This window comes from Clostridiales bacterium, assembly GCA_030016385.1.
GTDB lineage: Bacteria > Bacillota > Clostridia > Clostridiales > Oxobacteraceae > JASEJN01.
This window is the reverse complement of record JASEJN010000018.1, coordinates 17,062-41,572: the sequence shown is the minus strand read 5'-3', so window position 1 is coordinate 41,572 and position 24,511 is coordinate 17,062. Positions and strand designations below refer to the sequence as shown.

Annotated in this window: 21 protein-coding genes and 1 pseudogene; all 22 read left to right on the top strand. The window is 38.1% G+C overall.

What is annotated here, in order from left to right; translation table 11 throughout:
• Window positions 1–16: 16 nt before the first annotated feature.
• Window positions 17–823, top strand: coding sequence for a phosphatidate cytidylyltransferase (locus tag QME45_06255; GenBank protein ID MDI6618266.1), 807 nt, complete (start codon window positions 17–19; stop codon window positions 821–823).
• A 7-nt stretch (window positions 824–830) separates the two neighbouring features.
• Window positions 831–1,859 (top strand): sporulation integral membrane protein YtvI, encoded by a 1,029-nt coding sequence (gene ytvI, locus QME45_06250; protein ID MDI6618265.1) that lies wholly within the window; start codon window positions 831–833, stop codon window positions 1,857–1,859.
• Complete coding sequence (locus tag QME45_06245) at window positions 1,856–3,019, top strand: 1-deoxy-D-xylulose-5-phosphate reductoisomerase (protein ID MDI6618264.1); 1,164 nt, start codon at window positions 1,856–1,858, stop codon at window positions 3,017–3,019. Before ytvI ends, QME45_06245 begins: the two co-directional genes overlap by 4 nt.
• Window positions 3,019–4,050: an RIP metalloprotease RseP gene (gene rseP, locus QME45_06240; GenBank protein ID MDI6618263.1), complete on the top strand. Its 1,032-nt coding sequence runs from the start codon at window positions 3,019–3,021 to the stop codon at window positions 4,048–4,050. The genes QME45_06245 and rseP overlap by 1 nt, the downstream gene beginning before the upstream one ends.
• An 11-nt stretch (window positions 4,051–4,061) precedes the next feature.
• The gene (ispG, locus tag QME45_06235) at window positions 4,062–5,111 is read left to right on the top strand and encodes a flavodoxin-dependent (E)-4-hydroxy-3-methylbut-2-enyl-diphosphate synthase (protein MDI6618262.1); all 1,050 of its coding nucleotides are present in this window, start codon (window positions 4,062–4,064) and stop codon (window positions 5,109–5,111) included.
• Window positions 5,112–5,238: 127 nt separating this feature from the next.
• Window positions 5,239–9,525: a PolC-type DNA polymerase III gene (locus QME45_06230; protein MDI6618261.1), complete on the top strand. Its 4,287-nt coding sequence runs from the start codon at window positions 5,239–5,241 to the stop codon at window positions 9,523–9,525.
• Window positions 9,526–9,730: 205 nt separating this feature from the next.
• Window positions 9,731–10,189, top strand: coding sequence for a ribosome maturation factor RimP (gene rimP / locus QME45_06225; GenBank protein MDI6618260.1), 459 nt, complete (start codon window positions 9,731–9,733; stop codon window positions 10,187–10,189).
• 14 nt (window positions 10,190–10,203) lie between these two features.
• Window positions 10,204–11,279: pseudogene (gene nusA / locus QME45_06220) on the top strand (transcription termination factor NusA).
• 15 nt (window positions 11,280–11,294) lie between these two features.
• Window positions 11,295–11,567, top strand: coding sequence for a YlxR family protein (locus tag QME45_06215; GenBank protein MDI6618259.1), 273 nt, complete (start codon window positions 11,295–11,297; stop codon window positions 11,565–11,567).
• A complete protein-coding gene (locus tag QME45_06210; protein MDI6618258.1) occupies window positions 11,560–11,862 on the top strand; it encodes a ribosomal L7Ae/L30e/S12e/Gadd45 family protein in 303 nt (100 codons plus the stop codon). The genes QME45_06215 and QME45_06210 overlap by 8 nt, the downstream gene beginning before the upstream one ends.
• A 21-nt stretch (window positions 11,863–11,883) precedes the next feature.
• Window positions 11,884–14,001 (top strand): translation initiation factor IF-2, encoded by a 2,118-nt coding sequence (gene infB, locus QME45_06205; protein ID MDI6618257.1) that lies wholly within the window; start codon window positions 11,884–11,886, stop codon window positions 13,999–14,001.
• Window positions 14,002–14,023: 22 nt separating this feature from the next.
• On the top strand, window positions 14,024–14,386 hold the full coding sequence (gene rbfA / locus QME45_06200) for a 30S ribosome-binding factor RbfA (GenBank protein ID MDI6618256.1): 363 nt from the start codon (window positions 14,024–14,026) through the stop codon (window positions 14,384–14,386).
• Window positions 14,383–15,342, top strand: coding sequence for a bifunctional oligoribonuclease/PAP phosphatase NrnA (locus tag QME45_06195; protein ID MDI6618255.1), 960 nt, complete (start codon window positions 14,383–14,385; stop codon window positions 15,340–15,342). The genes rbfA and QME45_06195 overlap by 4 nt, the downstream gene beginning before the upstream one ends.
• 6 nt (window positions 15,343–15,348) lie before the next feature.
• Window positions 15,349–16,242: a tRNA pseudouridine(55) synthase TruB gene (gene truB, locus QME45_06190; GenBank protein MDI6618254.1), complete on the top strand. Its 894-nt coding sequence runs from the start codon at window positions 15,349–15,351 to the stop codon at window positions 16,240–16,242.
• Between the two features lie 7 nt (window positions 16,243–16,249).
• On the top strand, window positions 16,250–17,176 hold the full coding sequence (locus QME45_06185) for a bifunctional riboflavin kinase/FAD synthetase (GenBank protein MDI6618253.1): 927 nt from the start codon (window positions 16,250–16,252) through the stop codon (window positions 17,174–17,176).
• A 422-nt stretch (window positions 17,177–17,598) separates the two neighbouring features.
• A complete protein-coding gene (locus QME45_06180; protein ID MDI6618252.1) occupies window positions 17,599–17,847 on the top strand; it encodes a hypothetical protein in 249 nt (82 codons plus the stop codon).
• 358 nt (window positions 17,848–18,205) lie between these two features.
• On the top strand, window positions 18,206–18,469 hold the full coding sequence (gene rpsO, locus QME45_06175) for a 30S ribosomal protein S15 (GenBank protein MDI6618251.1): 264 nt from the start codon (window positions 18,206–18,208) through the stop codon (window positions 18,467–18,469).
• Between the two features lie 113 nt (window positions 18,470–18,582).
• Window positions 18,583–20,712, top strand: coding sequence for a polyribonucleotide nucleotidyltransferase (locus QME45_06170; protein MDI6618250.1), 2,130 nt, complete (start codon window positions 18,583–18,585; stop codon window positions 20,710–20,712).
• A gap of 382 nt (window positions 20,713–21,094) precedes the next feature.
• Complete coding sequence (locus QME45_06165; protein ID MDI6618249.1) at window positions 21,095–22,351, top strand: pitrilysin family protein; 1,257 nt, start codon at window positions 21,095–21,097, stop codon at window positions 22,349–22,351.
• A gap of 1 nt (window position 22,352) precedes the next feature.
• Entirely contained in the window at window positions 22,353–22,802 is a 450-nt protein-coding gene (gene dut / locus QME45_06160; GenBank protein ID MDI6618248.1) for a dUTP diphosphatase, read from the top strand.
• A gap of 83 nt (window positions 22,803–22,885) precedes the next feature.
• On the top strand, window positions 22,886–23,194 hold the full coding sequence (locus tag QME45_06155; GenBank protein MDI6618247.1) for a YlmC/YmxH family sporulation protein: 309 nt from the start codon (window positions 22,886–22,888) through the stop codon (window positions 23,192–23,194).
• A gap of 25 nt (window positions 23,195–23,219) precedes the next feature.
• A complete protein-coding gene (dapG, locus tag QME45_06150; protein ID MDI6618246.1) occupies window positions 23,220–24,413 on the top strand; it encodes an aspartate kinase in 1,194 nt (397 codons plus the stop codon).
• Window positions 24,414–24,511 lie beyond the last annotated feature (98 nt).

Sequence of the window (24,511 nt, the reverse complement as noted above, 5' to 3'; positions counted from 1 at the left end):
GAAAGAGGGGCATAAAATGCTGAAAAAAAGGGTTATCACTGCTATTATCGCACTTCCTTTGCTATTTGCGGCTGTCATTATAAACAAATATATATTTTTTTGTGCTTTATGCTTGATAAGCATTATAGGCCTATATGAATATTATTCGGCGGCAGGAAAAACCGGTGTGAAACCCATGATTGGCCTTGGAGTTGTATCCGGATTGGTGCTTTTGCTTTTGACTCTGTTTGGTGGCAATATCAATTATATGACGCTTTTTATAGCGATAATCATGCTCATCGTATTATCCGTTCCCATTTTTAACAACAGATATAATTTTTTGAGCTCGGCTGTAACGATAATAGGGGTATTATATTTACCGTTTTTGTTCAGATACCTGTACCTCATAAGGGCTATACAAAATACAGGTGTTTATTTGATATGGTTTGTATTTATTGTCGCATGGATGTCCGATACATTCGCTTATTTTACAGGCAGGGCTTTTGGAAGGAATAAATTATGCCCTGCAATCAGCCCTAAAAAAACCGTGGAAGGTTCCATAGGCGGAATTATAGGGAGCACCGTAGGCTGTATCATCTATGGGCTTTTATTGGCAAAATACAATATAATAGATATTCATGTTATCGATTTGCTGATAATTGGAATTTCGGGAAGTATTATTTCTCAGATAGGCGATCTTGCAGCTTCAGCCATCAAAAGGAATGCAGGGATTAAGGATTATGGCAATATTATGCCGGGACATGGAGGTATTCTCGATAGATTTGATAGCATACTTTTTGCTGCTCCTTTAGTATATTATTATATAGCATATATTATAAGGTGACTTAAATTTGCATATAAAGGCCATGCTTAAAGCTGTAATTTTATGTATCGTAATATTTTTGCTGCTTAAATATCTGGCTCCGCTGTTTTCGCCATTCATAACAGCTGTATTCATAAGCATAATTTTAGAGCCTGTAATAAAGATCCTCATGGATAAGCTATCTTTAAGCCGCAAATTTTCCATAACTATAGCATTGTTATTTTTTTGCATTATTTTTTTTGCAATTATCTATTTTTTAATTCATAATATTTATAAAGAGACCCTGTCGATATTAAAAGACATCCCGAACTTTTATGAAAAGATCAATTACTTTTTGCAGAAATACAATGTATTGATTAATAAATATTTTCATATTAATGAAGATGGGCAGAATATAACTGCCATTGACACAATGAAAGTAATAAATATCTTCATAAACTCCATAGCTAAATTAAAAGATGGGATAATCAAGTCTATACTGGCACTGCCTGATATATTCATGTACATAACATTTAGTTCCGCCGCAGCATTTTTTATTTTGAAGGACAGAAAAATTATAATCGACATATTTAAAAGGAATGTTCCACAAAATATATTTAAAATAACATTAAAAATAAATAGATCGATAATCAATATAATAAAAACCGAGTGTATGCTGATTGTCATAAGTACGCTGCAAACTATAACCGGCTTCTTTATTTTAAATGTAAAATATGCACTGCTGATAGGAATATTTTCAGGTATACTCGATATATTGCCTCTAATCGGACCGGCGCTTATTTTCATTCCGTGGGCATTATATAGTATAATATGTGGTGATGTCATTTTTGCTGTTTCTCTTATTTGCCTCTATATCATAATTGGAATCACGAGGCAGATGCTCGAGACGAAATTTATAAGCGGTAAGCTTGATTTGCATCCGCTTATAATATTGTTGTCCATATATATAGGTCTTAAATTTTTTGGATTTTTAGGTGCCATATTCGGCCCGCTGTTTGCATTGATTATTAAAATGATATATGAAGAAAGCATAAATCAAAAGCAGGTGAATATATGAAAAACATATCTATACTTGGTTCTACAGGTTCCATTGGAACACAGGCGCTGGATGTAATAAAGAACAACCGCGACAAGTTCAGGATTGTTGCTCTTGGTGCAAATAAAAATATCGATTTGCTGTATAAGCAAATACTACTGTTTAATCCGTCTGCCGTATCGGTTGGAGATTATGAAGGCGCAAAAAAACTTAAAAATATGCTCGGTCACACTAAAACTGAAATTTTTTATGGAGTTGAAGGATTAAATACTATTGCACAGATGGACGATTCAGATGTTGTACTTACGGCTGTGGTAGGTATTGCAGGGCTTGTTCCGACGCTGAAAGCAATAGAAAAGAATAAAATAATCGCCCTCGCAAATAAAGAAACACTTGTTGCAGGAGGAGCATTGATTAAAAATGTATTAAAAAAGTCGAAATCGGAGATCATTCCAGTAGACAGCGAACACAGCGCCATATTTCAGTGCTTGAAATCTTCAAATAATTTGAATGAAGTGGAAAAAATAATATTGACGGCATCGGGGGGACCTTTCAGGGGCAGAAAAGTAAGGGATCTAAGCAGCGTCAGTCCGCAGGATGCGATTAAGCATCCAAGATGGAATATGGGTAAAAAAATTTCTGTTGATTCAGCTACTCTGATGAACAAGGGATTTGAGATTATTGAAGCTCATTGGCTTTTTGATATTGGTTTTGATAAAATAGATGTGATAATCCATCCTCAGAGTATAATACATTCGATGGTGGAATATCGGGATGGTTCGATAATAGCGCAGCTTGGTGCGCCGGACATGAGAAACCCGATTCTATATGCCCTCGGATATCCAAAAAGGCTGATTTGCTCAGGGAAAAGGCTTGATCTTTTAGAGATCCATGAAGGCCTGACATTTGAAGAACCGGACATTGAAACTTTCAGAAGTCTGAAGTTGGCATACGATGCCGGATTAGAGGGAGGAACGATGCCGGTGGTTTTAAATGCTGCAAACGAAGCTTGTGTGAACTTATTTCTAAAGAATGTTATAGGGTTTTTAGATATACCGAGGATAGTTGAAAATATGATGGATAAACATAATAAAATAAATAATCCATCCCTGGAGGAAATATTGGAGACGGATAGACGTGTAAAAAGTGAAATTTATAAAAAGTATAAGGTGGTGTTCTAATGACAACATTATTAGCCGTAATATTTGTTTTCGGGCTGCTTATTTTAGGCCATGAGTTCGGACATTTTATGCTCGCAAAGTTAACCGGTATAAAGGTAAATGAATTTTCATTCGGCATGGGACCAAGGCTTTTAAAATTCGGGAAAGGTGAAACTGAATATTCATGGAGGATATTTCCCATAGGCGGTTTTGTAAAGATGCTTGGAGAAGATGAACAGGTGGATAACCCGAAATCCTTCAGCAGCAAATCCACCCCTGCCAGGATATCCGTTATCGCTGCAGGGCCTATAATGAATATAATAATACCGATAATCATTTTTGCCGGCATAGCCATGTTCTCAGGTTATGCAAAGCCTGTAGTCAAGGATTATGCGAAGCCTCTCAGCGGTTCAAACATCACATATCCGGCTAAAAGTGCCGGCATCATGGCAGGAGATAGAATAACCCACGTAAACGGCAAAAAGATATTGGTTTACGATGATTTTAGAATGTTTATGTATCAGAATAAGGGAAAACCCTTCGACGTAACGGTAAACAGGGGCGGCAAGTCGGTAAATTTGCATATCGTACCCGTTTTTGACAAGAATTATAATTCATATATGGTAGGGATTGAGCCATATTTCGGGAGGGCCAGTCTGCCTGAAGGGATACAGTATGGATATTTAAACACGGTATCCATTATAAAACAAATGGGTGGATATCTTAAAGGTGTCGTCATGGGCAAAGCATCTGTAAACGATATAAGCGGCCCTGTGGGAATAATAAAATATACGGGTGAAGCTGCAAAGGCAGGTTTTAGCACTCTGCTGTTCTTTACAGCGCTTTTGAGCATAAATCTTGCTATTATCAACCTTATCCCGTTTCCGGCTCTTGACGGAGGATGGCTGATCATTTTGATAATTGAGGGGATTACCAGAAAGAAACTGGATGCCGATAAAGTTGGCATTGCCAATTTTGTAGGATTTGCATTTCTTATGGTACTTACGATACTTATAACTTTCAAAGATATTTTCAAATTCAGTGGTTTTTAGCTGGTGAAAAAATGGCAAGGAAAATAACGAAAAAAATTAAAATAGGGAATATATATATAGGCGGAGATAGCAAGATTACGGTTCAATCCATGACAAATACCGATACAAAAGATGTCAAGGCAACTGTGAAGCAGATAAAAGAATTGGAAAGGGCCGGTTGCGACATAATAAGGGTAGCGGTCCCCGACATGGAAGCGGCGAAGGCCGTGGCTGCGATTAAAAAAAATATTTCGATACCCCTCGTTGCAGATATACATTTTGACTACAGGCTTGCCATTGCGGCGATTGAAAACGGTGTCGATGCATTAAGGATTAATCCGGGTAATATAGGAAATGCGGATAGGGTCGCACAGGTGGTGAATGCGGCAAAAGATAAAAATATTCCTATAAGGATCGGGGTCAATTCAGGCTCTTTAGAGAAGGACCTTTTGCAAAAGTATGGGAAGGTATGCGCAAAAGCTTTAGTCGAAAGCACCCAAAAGCATATAGATATTCTTGAAAAATTGAACTTTTTCAATACAGTTATATCTATAAAATCGTCGGATGTTCCGATGATGATTGAATCATACAGGCTTATATCCGAAAATACCGATTATCCCCTCCACCTTGGAGTAACGGAGGCGGGTACTATTAAAATGGGTACAATCAAGTCCGCAATCGGCATCGGAACATTGCTGGCAGAAGGCATAGGCGATACCATAAGGGTATCTCTGACAGGTGATCCCATATTGGAAGTAAATGTCGGCAGGCAAATTTTAAAATCCCTTGACATCTTAAATGAGGGAATAGATATAGTATCCTGCCCCACATGCGGAAGGACTAAAATAAACATTATAAAAATTGCAGAAGAAACCGAAAGAAGACTTAAGGGTATCAATAAAAACATCAAAGTTGCAATAATGGGTTGTGTGGTTAATGGGCCTGGAGAGGCCAAAGAGGCCGATATCGGCATAGCAGGCGGCATAGGGGAAGGCTTGATATTCAAACACGGTAAAATTATAAAAAAAGTCCCTGAAGAAAAGCTGGTGGATGAACTTATTGAACAAATCGAAAAAATGTAAATGGTAAAATAGAACAGATGACTGCTGTTCTATTTTTATGAAAATGCGCAGGGTGAATTCTTCATATTTGAAGAATAGTCTTGATGTACCCAATGCGCGGCAAATGAACTTTACTGGAGGGTTTAAAATGTCCAAGAGGATGATAGATGTATTATCCGGCATAAATATGAATAAAGATATCATGGATATATTAAGCGATATGGATATAACCAAGGTAGGAGTCAATTTGGAAAGCAGGCGATGGGATGTTTACATAAATACCGAAAAAAACATCGATGATAAAATTTCAGATGAGATTGCAAACATGATAAAAAATAAATATAAAATCGCCTATGATATCAATATACTATATCCACACCCACAAAAAGCAGCTCAGAGTATCGACCTATATAAAATCGATCATGACGGCATAGGTGAAATAATAGATTATATATCCAAAAAGATACCTTTTGCAAACGGCTGGATTAAAAATGCTGCAAGAAGCATAGACGGCAGCAAGTACATATTTAAGGTCGAAAACAAATTCGGATATGAATTTTTACTGTCCAAAAACTGTGATAAATTGATAGAGGAATTTATATTAAACAGGTTTAATCTGAAAGTCAATGTAAAAATACAGCTTATGCAGGAAAAATCCGATGTAGAAGATTATTACAAAAAGAAAAAAACCGAAGATGACATGATAATATCCAAGGCAATTAGCGATGCGCGGAAAAATAATAATACGGCGCCCAAAAGGGAAGCTGAAGATACAAAAAAAGCTGTCATACTGGGCAAAAGAATAAGTGACGATCCTGTTCCCATTAAATCAATAAACGAGTCGTCAGGGAAAGTTTGCATTGAAGGCGACATATTCGATTTGAAAATAATAGAAACAAAAAGCGGTAGGACTATTATAAGCTTTAATATTACCGATTATGGCAGTTCCATTACAGTCAAGGTTTTTACAAGCGACAAAAACAGTACTGTTCTAAAAGACAGGATAAAGATAGGACTTCACTTAAAGGTTAAGGGCGATGCTTCTTTCGATAAATATGCCAGAGAGGTTGTAATGCTTGCATCGGATTTGCAGGAGACATCTGCCCCGAAGCGTTTGGACACTGCGCCCCAAAAAAGGGTTGAACTGCATCTGCATACTCAGATGAGCGCCATGGACGGTTTAAACTCCGCATCAGACCTTATAGCGCAGGCGGCTTCGTGGGGGCATAAGGCTATTGCCATAACCGATCATGGAGTAGTGCAGGCCTTTCCCGAAGCCGCACAGGCAGCTAAAAAAAATAACATTAAAGTCATTTATGGCGTTGAGTCGTACCTCGTATATGATAGCGCTCCCATTGTACTTAATGCAAACGACATGGACATTGATGGGGAATACGTGGCATTGGATATTGAAACTACCGGCTTGAACTCATCAACGGATAAAATAATTGAAATAGGCGCTGCAAAGATAATAGGCGGCAAAATAACAAAAGAGTTCAACGAACTTATAGATCCTGAAATAAATATACCACAGAATATTACCGAGCTCACAGGAATCAAAAACGATATGGTAAAGGGCAAGAGAAAAGTAAACGAAGTGCTGAAGGATCTGTATAAATTTATAGGCAATGCCGTAATAGTTGCGCATAATGCTAAATTTGACATGGGATTTATCAAAAAAAGAGCAGAAAAAATCGGTATCCATATAGATAACCCTGTAATCGATACTTTGACTCTTTCAAAGCTCCTATTTCCGAAGTTTAAAAAATATAAACTCGATATAGTGGCAAAACATCTTAACATAACACTGGAAAACCATCACAGGGCATCCGATGATGCAATATGTGCCGGTATGATACTTTTAAAATGCAATGATATTTTGAAGGAAAAGGGAGCTCGTACTATTTCGGATATCAACAGAATCTTTACAGGCAAACAGGATTACAAGAAAATGCAGACTTACCATACTGTTATACTTGTTAAAAATTACGAGGGTCTTAGAAACCTGTATAAATTGATTTCAATTTCACACCTCAAATATTTTTACAGAAAACCGAGAATATTAAAAAGCGTTCTCGATCAGTACCGCGATGGATTGATAATAGGTTCGGGATGTGAAGCCGGGCTGCTTTACCGGGAAGTTTTAAGAGGCGCCTCGGATGAGGAGCTATTGCCTATAGTCAAGTTTTACGACTATTTGGAGATACAACCTCTTGCAAACAACGAGTTTATGATAAGGGAAAATAAAGTAAGAGATGAAGACGAGCTTAAATCTATAAATAAAAGGATAGTAAATCTTGGCATAAAATATAAAAAGCCTGTTGTGGCAACAGGGGATGTACATTTTTTAAATTCATATGATGCGGTTTTCAGAAAAATTCTGATGCACGGACAAGGCTATGAAGATGCCGACAGGCAGGCACCGCTATATTTTAAGACGACGGATGAAATGCTTGAGGAATTCTCATACCTTGGCGATAAGATTGCAAATGATGTCGTAATAAAAAATCCGAATATCATCGCCGACATGGTCGATACGATACTTCCCATACCTGATGAGACATTCCCTCCCAAAATAGAAGGCGCCGAAGAAGATATTAAAAGCATGGTTTTAAAAAGGGCTCATGAAATATATGGCGAGGTCTTTCCGGATATAGTACAAAAAAGGCTGGACAAGGAATTGAATTCTATAATAAGCCACGGATATGCGGTTCTTTATCTGATCGCTCAGAAATTAGTTTCAAAATCCAGAAGCGATGGATATCTTGTGGGTTCAAGAGGATCCGTAGGGTCTTCATTTGTCGCTACGATGTCCGGTATTACAGAGGTAAATCCGCTTCCTCCCCATTATGTATGCCCGAAATGCAAGCATTCGGAGTTTGTTACAGATGGTTCATATGGCTGCGGCGCCGATATGCCCGATAAGGTGTGCCCAAAGTGCGGTACAATGATGAACAAGGATGGCCATGACATACCCTTTGAGGTATTTTTGGGCTTTGAAGGCGATAAGGAGCCTGATATAGATTTGAATTTTTCAGGCGAATATCAGCCTGTCGCACATAAATATACGGAAGTATTGTTCGGAAAGGGACACGTATTCAGGGCAGGTACAATTGGAACAATTGCCGATAAGACTGCATATGGGTTTGTGAAAAACTATCTTCAGGATAAAAATATATATGCGCCTCAAGCCGAAATCGACAGGCTTACTAAGGGATGCACCGGCGTCAAGAGGACTACTGGGCAGCATCCCGGAGGAGTTATGGTTGTTCCCAGGGATAACGAAATATATCAGTTTACTCCTATACAGCATCCTGCGGATGATGTTAATTCGGATGTCATTACCACACATTTCGATTACCATTCTATAAGCGGCAGGCTTTTAAAACTGGATATACTCGGCCATGATGATCCGACCGTAATCAGGATGCTCCAGGACTTATCCGGCATAAATCCTACAACCATTCCTCTGGCGGATAAAAATGTGCTTAGGCTATTTACATCTCCTGAGCCTCTTGGCGTAACGAGTTCGGATATTAACTGCGAGGTAGGCACATTGGGTTTACCTGAATTCGGTACCAAATTCGTGAGGCAGATGCTCGTCGATACAAAGCCTAAGACATTCTCGGATCTCGTAAGGATAAGCGGACTTTCCCACGGCACCGATGTATGGCTGAACAATGCGCAGGAGCTTATAAGGAACGGAACTGCTACGCTGAAGGAAGTGATATCTACAAGGGACGATATCATGCTCTATTTGCTTAAAAAAGGTATGAAGCCAAAGAGCGCATTTACCATAATGGAAAGAGTAAGAAAAGGAAAGGGCCTGAGAGATGAGGACATACAGGAAATGAAGGACTGCGGTGTTCCCGAATGGTATATCGGTTCATGTAAAAAAATCAAATATATGTTTCCAAAAGGCCATGCTGTCGCATATGTCATGATGGCTATAAGGATTGCATATTTTAAAGTATACATGCCTTTATATTTTTACGCCGCTTATTTTACGATCAGAGCGGATGAGTTCGATGCAGATATAATCGTAAACGGTGAGGAATCTGTGAAAGAAAATATCAAAAGAATAGAAGATATAGGAAATGAAGCTTCCCAAAAAGAGAAAGGTCTTCTTACAATACTTGAAATCGCACTGGAAATGTATAAAAGGGGATTGAAATTTTACCATGTAGATATATATAAATCCGATGCCGTCAAGTTTTTAGTAATCGATAAAGGACTTCTTCCACCTTTGAACTCTCTTCAAGGGCTTGGTGAAACAGCGGCAAAAAGCATCACAGAGGAGAGAAAGAAGGGAAAGTATATATCAATAGAAGACTTAAGAAATAGAGCCGGTGTATCGAAAACGGTAATAGAAATACTGAAAAAACACGGATGCCTTGAAGGCATGCCCGAAACAAATCAGCTGACTTTATTTTAGTACAGGAATGTCGCAGCAAGATTTATTTTTTCAGTATTGAAACACGTATAATTTCGTGTTATACTTATACTGTATTTTTAGCATAATAGATTGTTGAGCATAAGAGTGGGTTTTCCCACTCTTTAATATTGTAAGGGATGTATATAAAAAGCGCTTAATAGGAAAGTATAAATATAATGTAATATTAAGGATTTTGAGGTGTATTATGATCAGAAAAAAGATGGACCGTTATATTGAGGACATTGTAAAGCCCATAACAGATAAGCTTGGCATAGTACTTATAGATGTTGAATATAAAAAAGAGGGAAATAATTATGTGCTAAGGCTGGTGATCGATAGTAAAAACGGTGTTACGATAGATGATTGTGAAAACGTCAGCAAGCTTGTAAGCGATAAACTGGATGAAGATGATCCTATCGAAAATAGCTATAGTTTGGAGGTACAGTCCCCTGGCGAAAGAGTACTGAAAAGTGACAGGGAGTTTGACTACTTCAAGGGCAGGAATGTGGAAGTAAAGCTTTACGAACAGATGCAGGGAAAGAAAATTTTTGACGGAAAACTTATAGGCCTTGAAAATGATTTGATAAAAATTGAAGATCATGATAAAATATATGAATTTCAAAAAAATAAAGTTTCCAGTGTCAGACTCAAAATTATTTTTTAAGGAGGGATATTATTATGAATGGGGAGTTTATTGAAGCGATAACACAGCTTGCAAGAGAAAAAAATATAAAACAGGAAGTATTGATTGAGGCATTGGAATCCGCACTTGTATCGGCATATAAGAAGAATTTCGGTTCGGCCCAGAATGTCAAGACTGCTATAAATCCCGAAACCGGCGATGTACATGTATATGCCCAAAAAACAGTAGTGGATGAAGTATACGATAAGCTTTTGGAGATCGATATAAATGATGCAAAGGCAATAGATAATAAATACAAGCTTGGTGATGTCGTTGATATCGAAGTTACGCCAAGAAAATTCGGCAGGATAGCTGCCCAGACGGCGAAGCAGGTGGTCGTACAAAAGATCAGGGAAGCTGAAAGAGGTATATTGTATGAAGAATTCTCCAATAAGGAAAATGATTTGATAATAGGTACGGTTTTAAGGAAGGATAAGCAAAACGTATATATCGATCTCGGAAAAATAGAAGCTTCTTTAGGGCCTGGAGAACAAATGCCAGGCGAAGAATATAATTTCGGTGACAAGTTAAAACTCTATATAGTAGAGGTAAAGAAAACAAACAAAGGACCGCAGGTTATCGTTTCAAGGACTCATCCAGGTCTGGTAAAAAGGCTTTTCGAGCAGGAAGTGCCGGAAATATTTGAAGGTATTGTTGAGATAAAAGGTATTGCAAGGGAGGCAGGGTCAAGGACGAAAATCGCCGTATACTCTCACGATGAAAATATCGATCCTACCGGAGCTTGCATAGGCCAGAGGGGAACAAGGGTCCAAAACATAGTAGATGAATTAAAGGGAGAAAAGATAGATGTCATAAAGTGGAGCAAGGATCCAGAAGAATTTATCGCAAGTTCCTTAAGCCCAGCGAAGGTAATATCCGTAACACTGAACGAAAAAGAAAAATCTGCAAAGGTAGTCGTTGTAGATTATCAATTATCCCTTGCTATCGGAAAAGAAGGGCAAAATGCCAGACTGGCTGCTAAGCTGACAGGATGGAAGATCACATAAAGAGTCAGACGCAGATCAAGGAAGAAGTAGAGGAAAAAGAGGAAGAAGTGAGCAATAAAGAGTAGGGAGGTTATTGTATGTTGAAGAAAAAAAAAGTCCCTTTAAGGAAATGCCTGGGTTGTCAGGAGACCAAGCCTAAGAAGGAGCTTTTGAGAATCGTGCGGTCCGCGCATACTAATGAAATCAAAATCGACCTTACGGGCAAACTATCAGGAAGAGGTGCATATATCTGCAATAACCTTGACTGCCTTGAAAAGGCCTATAAGGCTAAAAGAATAGAAAGAGCACTTGAAAGCCCGATCTCCGATGATGTTTATAATGAACTGAGAAAGGAGATAACACCTGATGAATGATGCTAAGTTTTATTCATTCTTAGGTATAATAAAAAAATCAGGGAATTTATCTTCAGGATATAATACATGTGAGATTCAAATAAAAAAGGGGAAAGGGAAAATGGTTTTGGTTGCAGAAGATGCATCGCATGGCACGCAGGACAAATTTGTAAATATGTGCAAGGCTAATAACATACCTTTTATAATCCATGGAAACAAAGGAGATATAGGCAGCAGCATAGGTAAAATGCCAACATCGGTTATCGTAATAAATGATGAAAATATGTCAAAGGTGGTTTTAAATATGCTGAGATAATTATTACGGGGGTGAATAAGTATGGCTAAATTAAGAATATATGAGCTGGCGAAACAGCTCAATGTAGCTAGTAAGGATATAATAGAGATTTTAAAAGAGTATAATTTTAATATAAAAAATCATATGAGCGTCATAGACGATGATGCCCAGAAAATAGTAAAAGAATATTTTCAGGTAAGAGATGAAAAAAAGGAGCAGATTAAAGAAAATATAATCGATGAAAGCGCCGAAGACGGTGTAGCAAAGACTGCAAAAGTACAAAAAATAAAAAGCAGAGATACAAAGACGAAGAAAATAGATAGAAAAAGCCAGGAACTTAATAAGGATAAGGATAATGACACCCGTGAAAGGGTGAATAAGGAAGCAAAGAAAGAAGCCATAAAATCTAAGACGATAAAGATTCCTGATGCCATTACAGTAAAAGAGTTGTCTGAAAAAATGGGCAGGCAACCGTCCGAGGTAATAAAGACATTGATTGGATTAGGCATTATGGCTACTATAAACCAGGAGATAAATTTTGATGTCGTAAAAAAATTAGCTGAAAAGTTAAATATCAAAGTTGAGAAAGAGGAACAGAAAAACATAGAAGAAGAATTGATAAATGATGTTCCTGATAAACCTGAAGATTTAAAGATGAGACCTCCTGTAGTTACAATCATGGGCCATGTTGATCATGGAAAGACATCACTTTTGGATTGCATCAGGAAAACCCATGTCACACTCACTGAAGCAGGAGGCATAACACAGCATATTGGAGCATACACGGTAAATATAAAGGGAAACAAGATAACCTTTTTAGACACCCCCGGTCATGAAGCTTTTACGTCTATGAGAGCCAGAGGAGCAATGGCCACCGATGTAGCTGTTTTAGTCGTAGCTGCCGATGATGGCGTAATGCCTCAGACAGTTGAGGCCATAAACCACGCAAAAGCCGCTGATGTTCCTATAGTAGTTGCGATTAATAAAATAGATAAAAACAATGCAAATCCAGATAAAGTTAAACAGGAATTGACCGAGTATGGATTGGTTGCAGAAGATTGGGGCGGGGATACCATATGTGTTCCTGTATCCGCAAAAACAAAACAGGGAATCGATACGCTGCTTGAAATGATACTCCTTGTTGCCGAAATGCAGGAATTAAAAGCAAATCCCAATAGACCGGCAAAAGGTATAGTTATTGAATCAAAACTGGATAAGGGAAGGGGACCTGTTGCTACCGTCCTTGTAAAGAACGGTACATTAAAGGTTGGAGACCCGATGGTTGCGGGATTCACTTATGGAAAAGTCAGGGCTATGTTCAATGACAAGGGAAAAAGCGTCAGAGAAGCGGGCCCTTCGATACCTGTTGAAGTCTTGGGCTTTAATGAAATACCTGATGCAGGGGATATAATGTATGTAATAGGTGATGAAAAAGCCGCAAAGCAAATAGTTCAAAAAAGAGTCGACGAGAACAGAAATAAAATGATAAACGATACAAATAGAGTATCTTTGGAAAACTTGTTCAGTCAAATTGAAGAAGGAAAGGTTAAAGAATTAGATATTATTATAAAAGCCGATGTTCAGGGTTCTGTCGAAGCATTGGAGCAATCCCTTTTAAAACTTTCCAATGAAAATGTTAAAATAAAGGTAATTCATGGAGGTGTCGGGGCAATAACCGAATCTGATGTCATTTTGGCATCGGCATCGAATGCCGTAATCATCGGTTTCAGTGTCAGGCCTGAAACAAAGGCAAGAGAGCTTGCCGAAAAGGAAAAAGTCGATATCAAGACTTACAGGATTATATACGAGGCTATAAATGATGTTGAAGCCGCTATGAAGGGAATGCTTGAGCCTGAGTATAAGGAAGTTGTTGTTGGAAGGGCCGAAGTGAGAGCCCTGTTCAAGGTTTCAAATATCGGTACCATAGCTGGATGCTATGTCACGGAAGGCAAAATAGCAAGAAGCAGCCAGATAAGAGTGATAAGGAACGGAATAGTGGTTCACGAAGGAACTTTAGCATCATTGAAGAGATTCAAAGATGATGTGAAAGAAGTAGCCATGGGCTTTGAATGCGGCCTCAATATCGACAAATTCAATGATATCAAAGAAGGGGACATTTTAGAAGCATTTGAAATGCAGCAAATAAAAAAAGAATTATAAATACCGGAAAGGTGGTATTTTGATGGGATTCGAAAGAACAGACAGGATTGCAGAGGAATATAAAAGAGAGGTAAGCAGCATTATAAGAGATGAAATTCGCGATCCAAGGGTTGCTGAATTTACAAGCATTACATCCGTAAGCATAACGAGAGATTTGAGATATGCAAAAATCTATGTAAGCGTTTTGGGCGATGAAAAACAGCAAGGCGATACCATTACGGGCTTAAAAAGCGCAGCAGGATATATAAGGCGGGAAATGGGCAAAAGGGTTAAGCTCAGGTATACGCCTGAAATAATATTTGAGCTTGATAAATCGATAGAACACGGCATATATATTTCAAACCTCATAAAGAAAGCCAACAAAGCGGGTGATGATGCAAAATGACGGCAGCTAAAATAGCCGAAATACTTAAGGAAAAGAGCAATTTTGCGATTACTTTTCATGTAATGCCCGACGGTGACAGCGTAGGATCTTCTTTGGCTCTTTATAATGTATTGAAGCGTTTGAATAAAAATGTCGATGTTTTCAGCAGCGACAAGGTGCCTGATGTTTTCTCATATCTTCCAGGATATGATTCAATTAAAGACTGCAGCTTGATAGGCAAAAATGCTTATGATGCATTGATTATAATCGATTCGGGAGATTATGAAAGAATAGGGAAATGCGCGGATATTAAAGCAAATATCACCGTAAATATCGACCATCATGCGACAAACGACCTTTATGCCGATATAAACTTCGTAGATATGAATTCGGCTGCTGCAGGCGAGCTCATATATCAGATCATAAAACTGATGGAACCTGAAATACAAAAGGATGAAGCGGCTTGCCTGTATACTGCTATTCTTACAGATACTGGGGGGTTCAGGTATTCAAATACCACGCCCTTGACGCATCTGATTGCGGGAAAGCTTATTTCAACAGGCATAGCCTTTAGCGGCATACATGACATTATATACAGAAATTTTGAATATGATTCGATTAAACTGCTGGGAAAAGCATTGGAAAGCATTGAATTGCACTACAGAGGCAGAATAGCTTTTATGAAACTTTTAAAGAGCGATATAGGCAATATCGATATAAGCAATATATCGACTACGGATTTTATTAATTACGGAAGGGATATAAAATCTGTTGAATGCGCTGCTTTTATTAAGGAAACGGGAGCCGGCGAGTTTAAAGTAAGCTTGAGGTCCAAAAATTATGTCGATGTCAAATCCGTCTGCGAAAAATTCGGAGGCGGCGGACATATAAGGGCTGCAGGATGTACAATAAAGGGAAATTTTGAGAATGCTAAAAAAAGTATTCTCGACGAACTGGCTAAAGCTTTAAAGGAATGATAAAATTTGGATGGCATAATCAATATATTAAAACCCCCCAATATGACATCTCAGGATGTCGTATCTTACGTAAAAAAAATATTGAATGTTAAAAAGGCCGGACATACCGGCACCCTTGATCCCGGTGCTGCAGGGGTACTTCCGGTATGCATCGGAAAAGCCACGCGGATATCCGAATACCTTATGAATGATAAAAAGACTTACAGGACGGAAATGTCCATAGGTTTTAAAAGCAATACACTGGATAAGTATGGGGATATAGAAAAAGTACCCTATAGTCCTGAGGATAAGGATAAAATATATGATGCATTTAATAATTTTAGGGGGAAAATAGAACAGATACCTCCTATGTTTTCAGCAGTCAAGGTAAAAGGAAAGAAATTATATGAACTGGCAAGATCCGGAATAACTATAGACAGAGCACCGCGATCGATATTCATATACAGCATCGATATCATAAATGTGGAAGGCAATAATATCCTTTTTGACGTTACATGTTCAAAAGGTACCTATATAAGGACGTTATGCAGCGATATAGGCAAACTTTTATCAAGCGATGCAATAATGACTTTTCTTTTGAGATGCCGGACAGGCCCCTTTACTTTAGACAATTCCGTGACATTATTTGAACTTGAACAATATGTACATGAAAATAACGTTGAAGCAGTATTATTTCCGGTGGAAAGCGCCCTTCCTGATTGCAGCAGGGTATATATAGACGACGCATTATTTTGCAAGGTTAAAAATGGCGTCGGATTTCATATAAACGAGGCACTCAGATATGAAAAGAGAAAAAGAGAAGATATCATCCTCATATTTAACCGGTGCAATAAATTTGCTGCTGTAGGAGCCATAGACGCCGAAGGACACGTTAAAGTAAAAAAAGTTTTCTTAAGGTGAGATAATCATGAACATAATAATGGGCGATATTGATGACAGAGCATTTTCAAATATACATACTGCCTGCGCTTTAGGCTTTTTTGACGGTGTCCATATCGGGCATCAAAATTTAATAAGAGTTTTAAAAGATATGGCTTTCAGGCAAAACCAGAAAACCGTGGTATTTACATTTGAAAAACATCCTATGACAATTTTAAATAAGGGTAAAGCCCCGGAGCTTATTACATCCAATTCTGAAAAAGCGCGCATAATAGGCGGGCTGGGCATAGATATATTGTATTTTACCAAAGTTGACGAGGGTTTTTTAAATATGCAGCCTGAGGATTTTATAAATGATATCTTGATAAAAAAGTTTAATGTATCGACAATAGTTACAGGCTTCAATTTCAGGTTTGGAAAAAACGGCAGGGGAGATTGCGGTTTTCTTATGAAGTTTTGCAAAGAAAGAAATATACGGTTTAAAGTTGTTGAGCCTGTTTCTATCGATGGCATGATTGTAAGCAGCACATTGATAAGGGAACTTATCAAAAACGGAAATATAAAAACCGCCAATAAGCTTTTAGGAAGGCATTATCTGATGGAGGGCAGGGTTATCCACGGGAAGAGGAGAGGCCATCTGCTCGGGTTTCCGACTGCAAATATAGATATAGATAAAGGAATGATTGCTCCTAAAAACGGGGTATACATTACAAAAACGGAAATAGACGGTACTCTTAAGGCAGGCATAACTAATATAGGATACAACCCTACGTTCGGAAACAAAAAAATATCTGTGGAAACTAACATAATGGGCTTTGATTCGGATATTTACGGAAAATATATCAGGTTATATTTTTATGACATGATAAGGGAAGAGATTAAGTTTAATAACATATCTGAACTTAAAAATCAAATAAGCCATGATAAGGATATCGCATTAAAATATTCTGAATAGAACTAATTTTCATTCAAAATTTTGTGTCACTGTTAACAGGGAGATGATATAATAGTATAAGAAAGGCAGGTGAAAATCCTGTGACTCTCCACATTATGCAATCAATGCAAAGTTTTAAAGAACGAGAAGCAAAATTGTCTGAATCCAAGAATCGGGATGTTTAATGGAAAGAAAGCCATAATTTATCCGAGATTATCGGCGTTAATTTATCGGTATATATAAGTGGAAGTCAATTGGAAAATATATCAGATCAAGAATTAAGCAGTATTCAATCTAATATCGCTTATTTAATTTACAGGGATGACTGCAATAAATATATAACTGTATCCAACGTGAGTTTTAGGAAATAAAAACATATCAAAATATTTAATCTAATACTGCAAACAAACCACATAAAAAAATAAGAAAGGTCCTGCATCAATATGATAAGCCGGGTAACAACAGGAAACGATCATATTAACCGTTTGTTTAAAGGCAATGTAAAGCCTATTCTTTCAGAAGACATGCCGATCGCTGAGAATCCCCTTGTCAAACTTGAAAGAGTCACGTATCGATATTCCGGAAACGGTGGAATCAGCGACGTATCTTTTGAAATCAATAAAGGTGACATCGTCATAATAAATGGGCAAAACGGTTTGAAAAGTTTATTTCTATTGCTGAAGATGCAGTAATGCCATTTCATGATGCCCATACATTTATATATCGGATGAATAGTGGTTCCAGGATTAAAGCGATCCCGTTAGAATTTTTATGGCTTGAAGATGGAATGATAATTAGCGATAATACAGGCATGTCAGCAGAAACAAGAATTTAAGCAGTGAAAAGTTCGGGAAGGAACTTGAACCCAAACTAAAAATTAATCAAATAAAACTGGATCAATATTGAAGAATAATTATTTTTGTTTACATTGGTAAATTGTTTTGTTATAATATTTATGTAGTTTCAGGAAATTAACCATTGGCTGTGTTATTCGAATCTCCGACGATTGCACAGTAAATGGCGATTTAGTAAATGAGGAGGTGACATAAATTGGATAAGGCCCAAAAGCAAGAAATAATTGACAAGTACAAATTACATGATGGTGATACAGGCTCGCCGGAAGTGCAGATCGCATTATTGACAGAAAGGATCAACCATCTTACAGAGCATTTAAAGATCAATATAAAGGATCATCATTCAAGAAGAGGGCTGCTGAAAATGGTTGGACAGAGAAGAGGACTGCTTAATTACTTAAAAGATAAGAATATCGAAAGATATAGGGCAATTATTGATAAACTTGACATTAGAAGATAACATAAAGAGCGGTAATTACCGCTCTATTATTTTAGCGTCTCTTCTGTTGTTTTTAATGAAAATTTTAATAGCAATTGGGAAAAATATAATAGAACCGAAGGGAGGTTTTATGTTTGGTACATAATTTTGAATTAGAAATTGCAGGAAGAAAATTATCAGCGGAAACAGGAAAAGTCGGAATGCTTTCAAACGGAGCCGTTGTTGTAGAATATGGTGAAACAGCCGTTCTGGTAAATGCAAACGCCTCTGAGGAACCAAGAGAAGGGGTCGATTTCTTTCCGCTCAGCATTGAATACGAGGAAAGGTTATATTCAGTGGGGAAAATACCCGGTGGATTTGTTAAAAGAGAGGGTAAGCCTACGGAGAAGGCTATACTTTCAGCAAGAGCAATAGATAGGCCAATAAGGCCTCTTTTCCCGAAGGGATATAGAAACGACGTACAGGTCATCTGTACCGTTATGTCTGTTGATCCCGACAATGAACCGGATATATTGGCCATCAATGGCGCATCCCTTGCACTTAGCATTTCGAATATCCCGTTTGAAGGGCCTGTAGCCGCGGTGGTAGTAGGATATATAGATGGACAGTTTATTTTAAATCCGACAGCTGCCGAGAGGGAAAAAAGCCTGCTGCATCTGACAGTAGTTTCGACTAAAGAAAGGGTAATTATGATCGAAGCAGGTGCAAAGGAAATAGATGAAGATACGATGTATAAGGCAATAATGTTCGGATTTGAGAAGGATCAGGCAATAATAAAGTTCCAGGAAGATATAGTAAGTGAGGTTGGGAAAGAAAAGATTGTTCCGGAAATTCATCATGTCGAAGATGAAATAGATAAAGCCGTAAGGGAGTATGCAAAAGATTCTGTAGATGAGGTTATGCATATTCAAGATAGGATTCAAAGGGAACAAAAGACAGATGAGATGAAGCAAGACGTATTTGAACATTTTGCAGAGGCTTTTCCTGAAAAGGAAGCCGATATGGATGAAGTCTTATATAACATGATGAAAGAATCTTTGAGAAAAATGGCTCTCAATGAAAACAAAAGGATAGACGGAAGGGCCTTTAGCGAGGTAAGGCCTATCAGTTGTGAGGTTGGAGTGCTTCCAAGGACCCATGGTACCGGGCTATTCACGAGAGGCTTGACTCAGGTTCTTACGGTGGCTACCCTTGGTGCCATAGGGGATGCCCAGATGCTTGAGGGGTTGGGAAACGAGGAGTTTAAAAGATATATACATCATTATAATTTTCCGCCTTATTCTACAGGCGAAGTAAGAGTTTTAAGAGGGCCGGGAAGAAGAGAGATCGGCCATGGAGCTCTGGCGGAAAGAGCATTGGAGCCTGTGATTCCAAGCGAGGCAGAATTTCCTTATACTATCCGTCTCGTTTCTGAAGTTTTAAGTTCAAATGGTTCCACTTCCCAGGCAAGTGTATGTGGAAGCACACTGTCATTGATGGATGCAGGCGTGCCTATTAAAGCTCCTGTTGCCGGCGTAGCCATGGGTATGATATCCAATGATGATTTGAGCGAGTTTAAAATACTTACGGATATTCAAGGCGCTGAGGATTTCTTCGGAGACATGGATTTCAAGGTTGCAGGTACGGCAAAGGGAATAACGGCAATACAGGTGGATACAAAAATACACGGCCTTACAGGCGATGTTATAAGTGAAACATTGAAAAGGGCAAGAGAAGGAAGAGTATTCATACTTGGCAAGATGAACGAATGCATAAGCGAACCGAGAAAGGAACTTTCAAAATATGCTCCTAAGATTATTACAACCACTATAGATCCTGACAAAATAAGGGATGTTATAGGTCCGGGCGGAAAAATAATAAACAAGATCATAGCTGATACGGACGTTAAAATAGATATCCAGGATGATGGAAGGATATTTATTTGCGCACAGGATGCCAAATCCGGTGAAAAGGCTTTAAAGATAATACATGGATTAACCCATGAAGTGCAGCCTGGAGAAGTTTATTTAGGGAAAGTGAACAGGATTGTTCCATTCGGCGCATTCGTAGAAATTCTTCCGGGCAAGGAAGGGCTTGTTCATATATCAAAGCTGGATTTTGGAAGAGTAAACAAGGTTGAAGACGTGGTAAATATCGGTGATGAAATACTCGTTAAAGTCACGGATATAGACAATCAAGGAAGGATAAACCTTTCAAGAAGAGATGCGCTTAAGGATAAGGAAAGGAAAGAAAAACAAGAAAAAGATAAGCAAAAAGGCTTTTAATATAAGCCTTTTTTTATTGCAAAACCGGTAAAATACAGATGCCAGACGCAGAGCATATATTCTCAGGGCGTATATATATTATTCAATTGCCGATGAAATACAGGATAGGAAAGCAGTTAAATATTCCGATTGTAATTTGAAATCAGAAATAAATAGAATTATGCTATTTTGAACACTCATTCGCCAGATTCAAGTTTTGTAAGTTCTAAGGCCAGCAGCCTTGAGAATCCAAGAACTTATTAAAACTCTCATAATGCTCATTCGTTGTTCAAAATAACATAAGCTCATATTACCCATATATTTTTCAATAATATTGTATTAATCAAAAATATTATATATAATTATAGTTATGCTGATTTACTGCAAGCTTCAGGAGGATATAATGTATACAAAGGATAAACTAAAATCGGGAATAACAATTGTTACAGAGGACATTCCTTATGTAAATTCCGTAAGCATAGGGGTATGGATAGCTAATGGTTCAAGAAACGAAAATAAATATAACAACGGGATATCTCACCTTATAGAGCATATGCTTTTCAAGGGAACTCCCAATAGAAGCGCGAGAAAGATCGCAGAAGATATCGAGGGTATCGGAGGCCAGATAAATGCTTTTACGGGAAAAGAAGCAACTTGTTTTTACGTAAAAGTGCTGGATGAACATATTGATATTGCTATCGATGTCCTTTCCGATATGCTGCAGAATTCCACATTCAAGGATGAGGATCTCACGAGGGAAAAGGGAGTAATCTCAGAAGAGATAAATATGTATGAAGATTCCCCTGAGGACCTTGTACTCGATCTTTTATCCCAGGCAATGTGGCCCGATACATCTATCGGTTATCCGATACTCGGCACCTTTGATACATTAAAGTCAATCGGCAGAGAAATGATAATAAAATATATGAAGGATTATTATACGGCTGATAATACAGTCGTTTCTGTTACGGGTAATTTTGATAGGGAACATCTCATAAAAATGCTGGAGATGAAATTCAAAAATCTTGAAAGAAAAGGTAAAATACCCCAATACGACAAACCGGAGTTGAATAATTCTGTATTGTACAAGGCAAAGGATATAGAACAGATTCATTTATCCTTAGGCCTTCCGGGAATCGAAATAGGCAATGATGACCTTTATACTCTGCTTATCATAAACAATATATTCGGTGGGGGAACAAGTTCGAGGCTCTTCCAGGTGATAAGAGAAGAAAAAGGGCTGGCATATTCTATATATTCCTATCCCTCATCATATAAAAATACGGGGGCTTTTTCGATATATGCAGGCCTGAACCCAAAATATATTGCTGAAGTCGTTAAACTTATCAGAGAAGAAATAGAAAAAATGAAAATCACAGGCATAAACGAAGAGCAACTGAAAAAGTCCAAAGAGCAGCTTAAGGGCAATTATATTTTAGGATTGGAAAGCATAAGCGGTAGAATGTTCGGTATGGGCAAGTCTGAGCTGCTTACCGATAAAATCTACGAGCCCAAGGAGATAGTTAGTAAGATAGATCATATAAACATAGACGATGTCAACAGGGTTATAAAAAATATATTCGGCCGCGGCATTATAAGTGCGGCGGCAGTAGGAAAACTAAATAAACATTTTGATCTTGAAAGGATACTGGTACAATAAATTGGATATTTTAAGATTATTGATTAAAAGAACTGAAAATGCAATGGATTTACCGCTGCCGGGCTATATGTCGGAGGAGGCTGCAGGCCTTGATCTATATGCTAACATAGAAGATGAAATATGCATTGAACCCATGAAATTCAAATCCATACCGACAGGAATCATGATCTGCATGCCAGAAGGATATGAAGCCCAGATAAGGCCAAGAAGCGGATTAGCCTTTAAATACGGCATTACCGTGTTGAACAGCCCAGGAACAATCGATGCTGATTTTAGAGGCGAAATAAATATCGCGCTTATCAATTTCGGAGAAAGCAATTTCTGCATAAAGCGCGGCGATAGGATTGCACAGATGATTATCAGCAAAGTTGAGCATATCAAAATCAAGGAAGTGGACAGCCTCCCCGAGAGCAAAAGAGGGGATAATGGTTTTGGCTCCACAGGCATATAATTTATATACCCTTATAAGTATATAAATAATCCCTTCCACGTATAATTTAAGGAGATTATTTTATATAATGTGGGGGTTTTGATATGATATTCAAATTTGACAGCAATACTCCGGAGGAAAGGCCTACAAAAAAGAAATTGAGTGAAATCGGAGGTCAGGAGATAATCAATTTATACGACGGTGAAAAATTGGGTATCGTGGCTGATGTCGATTTATTGATAGATGAGGCTACTGGTAATATACAGGCCTTACTGATTCCTGAACAAAGGGGTTCTTTCTCTCTTTTTGCAAACAAGGGCCATGTTGAAGTACCCTGGAGCGCGATCAGAAAAATTGGACAGGATACCCTGATAGTTGATATAGACGAAGGGATGAAGAGAACAAGATTTTAAATACAGGTTAGGTGGATGATAAACTTTGAAGATAATTATTCAAAAATTCGGCGGGACTTCAGTTTCCAACGTTAATCACAGGGAAATGGTAATAAAAAAAATACTGCAAGCTAAAAATGACGGGTATTCTCCCGTTGTAGTTGTGTCAGCGATGGGAAGAAAGGGCGACCCTTATGCTACAGATACGCTTTTAAGCCTTATAGATGCTTCCAATACGGCCATAGACAAAAGAGAAACCGATATGCTTATGTCGTGCGGCGAAATCATATCGGCATGTGTATTGTATTCGATGCTTAAATCAAGGGGCGTAAAATGTATCGCCATGACAGGCGGCCAGGCCGGTATCGTAACAGATGACAGCTTTGGCAGCGCGTCTGTCATAAAAGTTAACGCCGATAATATATACAATTATCTGACCGATGGCTTTATACCGATTATTGCAGGATTTCAAGGAGTTACCGAGACAGGCAATATTACGACGCTTGGAAGGGGCGGGAGCGATACCACGGCTGCCATATTAGGAGAAGCCCTGAAAGCTAAGGAAATAGAAATATTTACCGATGTAGATGGAATAATGACGGCGGACCCGAGGATCGTACCGGATGCCAAGGTAATAGGCAATATGACATATAACGAAGTATTCCAGTTTGCTGACGAAGGGGCAAAAGTCATACATCCGAGAGCTGTTGAGCTCGCGATGAGGAGTAATATACCTCTTGTAATAAAAAATACCATGTCCGATGCTCCGGGCACGTTCATCGCAAATAACTATAAAGACGGCTTAAATAAGCATCTGGTCACAGGTATTACTTATATGCCTAACAGGACTCAAGTTTCCATCGAAAACGATGCTATCGATACGGAGACTGTATTTAATAATCTCGCTGAAAATAAGATAAGCATAGATCTTATCAACATCTTTCCGACTTACAGCATTTTTACAATAGATAAGGAATGCACCGAGAAGGCTGTACATATACTAAACAAACTCAATATAAAATACAGAATAACTGAAAATTGCAGCAAAGTATCTGTAATAGGAAGCTCAATCAGGGGTATACCTGGGGTAATGGCAAGGATAATCAAGGCGATGAAAAGGAATAATATCAATATATTACAGACTTCCGACTCTCATACCACCATATGGTGTCTTGTAAAATACGATGATACGGTAAAATCCATAAACGCGCTTCATAAGGAGTTCGGCCTGTCGGATTAATGGATCGGTATTTATAGCCTTGGGGTGTATATTATATATAGATGCGCCGGTTCAATTATACCATTGAATATAAAATTTTATGATGGTTAAAATATATT

Coding starts and splice junctions, on each gene's coding strand:
- QME45_06165 (MDI6618249.1), top strand. CDS start 21,095: ATGTATACAAAGGATAAACTAAAATCGGGAATAACAATTGTTACAGAG.
- QME45_06185 (MDI6618253.1), top strand. CDS start 16,250: ATGAACATAATAATGGGCGATATTGATGACAGAGCATTTTCAAATATA.
- QME45_06255 (MDI6618266.1), top strand. CDS start 17: ATGCTGAAAAAAAGGGTTATCACTGCTATTATCGCACTTCCTTTGCTA.
- rseP (MDI6618263.1), top strand. CDS start 3,019: ATGACAACATTATTAGCCGTAATATTTGTTTTCGGGCTGCTTATTTTA.
- QME45_06245 (MDI6618264.1), top strand. CDS start 1,856: ATGAAAAACATATCTATACTTGGTTCTACAGGTTCCATTGGAACACAG.
- QME45_06230 (MDI6618261.1), top strand. CDS start 5,239: ATGTCCAAGAGGATGATAGATGTATTATCCGGCATAAATATGAATAAA.
- infB (MDI6618257.1), top strand. CDS start 11,884: ATGGCTAAATTAAGAATATATGAGCTGGCGAAACAGCTCAATGTAGCT.
- QME45_06210 (MDI6618258.1), top strand. CDS start 11,560: ATGAATGATGCTAAGTTTTATTCATTCTTAGGTATAATAAAAAAATCA.
- rbfA (MDI6618256.1), top strand. CDS start 14,024: ATGGGATTCGAAAGAACAGACAGGATTGCAGAGGAATATAAAAGAGAG.
- ispG (MDI6618262.1), top strand. CDS start 4,062: ATGGCAAGGAAAATAACGAAAAAAATTAAAATAGGGAATATATATATA.
- QME45_06180 (MDI6618252.1), top strand. CDS start 17,599: ATGATAAGCCGGGTAACAACAGGAAACGATCATATTAACCGTTTGTTT.
- rimP (MDI6618260.1), top strand. CDS start 9,731: ATGATCAGAAAAAAGATGGACCGTTATATTGAGGACATTGTAAAGCCC.
- QME45_06195 (MDI6618255.1), top strand. CDS start 14,383: ATGACGGCAGCTAAAATAGCCGAAATACTTAAGGAAAAGAGCAATTTT.
- QME45_06155 (MDI6618247.1), top strand. CDS start 22,886: ATGATATTCAAATTTGACAGCAATACTCCGGAGGAAAGGCCTACAAAA.